The organism is Achromobacter sp. 2789STDY5608615 (assembly GCF_001298995.1).
Lineage (GTDB): Bacteria > Pseudomonadota > Gammaproteobacteria > Burkholderiales > Burkholderiaceae_B > Achromobacter > Achromobacter insuavis.
This window is the reverse complement of record NZ_CYTY01000001.1, coordinates 54381-55635: the sequence shown is the minus strand read 5'-3', so window position 1 is coordinate 55635 and position 1255 is coordinate 54381. Positions and strand designations below refer to the sequence as shown.

At 70.6% G+C, this 1255-nt stretch carries 1 protein-coding gene; it reads right to left on the bottom strand.

Going from position 1 to position 1255, the window contains the following annotated elements; genetic code table 11:
- Positions 1-1255, bottom strand: a 1255-nt coding sequence (gene rluB / locus AOZ49_RS00270; protein ID WP_231690216.1) for a 23S rRNA pseudouridine(2605) synthase RluB, incomplete at both ends; no start/stop codon positions are given.

Here is a 1255-nt window from a genome sequence, read left to right as displayed (position 1 = left end):
CCCGCCGGCGCGTCCACCGCACCCGTCGCCGCGGCCGGACCATTGGCGGATGCCGCACGCGCGCCACGCGGCTTGCCGCCGCCGCCCGCCTTGCCACCCGCACGGCCGCCCGGCTTGCCGCCGCCGCCCGCGCCACCACCCGCCGCGCCGCGGCCACCCGCGGGCTTGCCGCCCTTGCGGTTGCCGCTGGCTTCGCCCGCCAGCGGGTGACCATTGGCGTAACCGCCAGCGATCATCAGGCCGGTGCCGAAAGGATCGGACGGACATGCCGCCGCCTGACCAGCGCTGCCGACGCGGCCGCCCTGGATCTTGCCGCGGCGGCCGATACGGGCGCCATTCATGCCATTGCGATCCATCGTGCCGAAGCCCGGGGGCAAGGCGCTGTCATGCGACTGCGGCTGCTTGGAACGGCGGCCTTTGCCGCCAGATTCGTCGTCTTCGCGCAACAGGCCCAGCTGCACCATCAGCGCGGTGACCAGCGAGGCGTCGAGTTCTTCCCAACGACCACGGCGCAGCGTGCGCGGCAGCACCACGTCGCCGAAGCGGGTACGGATCAGTCGGCTGACCGTCACGCCCACCGCCTCGAACATGCGGCGCACTTCGCGGTTGCGCCCTTCCTGCAGGGTGACGCGGTACCAGCGGTTGCTGCCGTCGCCGCCCAGGTAGTCGAGCGCGCCGAACGCGGCCACGCCGTCTTCCAGCTCGATGCCGTCGACCAGCGACTGGCGCTGGGCCTCGTCCATCTCGCCCAGCACGCGCACCGCGTATTCACGCTCGGTGCCGTAACGCGGGTGCATGATGCGGTTGGCCATGTCGCCCGAGGTCGTGAAGATCAGCAGGCCTTCGGTATTCAGGTCGAGGCGGCCGACCGACAGCCACTTGCCGGTGCGCAGCTTGGGCAGGCGCGCGAACACGCTGGCGCGGCCGCCCGGATCGTCATGGCTGACGATCTCGCCCGCCGGCTTGTGATACAGGATCACGCGCGGCGGCTTCTTGGTATTGGTGCGCATGATGGGCTTGCCATTGACGCGCACCTGGTCGTTCGGGGCCACGCGCTGGCCGATATGGGCCGGCTCGCCATTGACCGAGACGCGACCGGCGACGATCAACTCTTCCATCTCGCGGCGCGAACCGATGCCGGCGTCGGCCAGCACCTTGTGCAGCTTCGGCATCACCGCTTCGCTGTTCAGGTACTTGCCCAGGCGCTGCTCCATGCGGTCAGCGGTGTCCAGGTACGACAGGGCCTGCTCGGCTT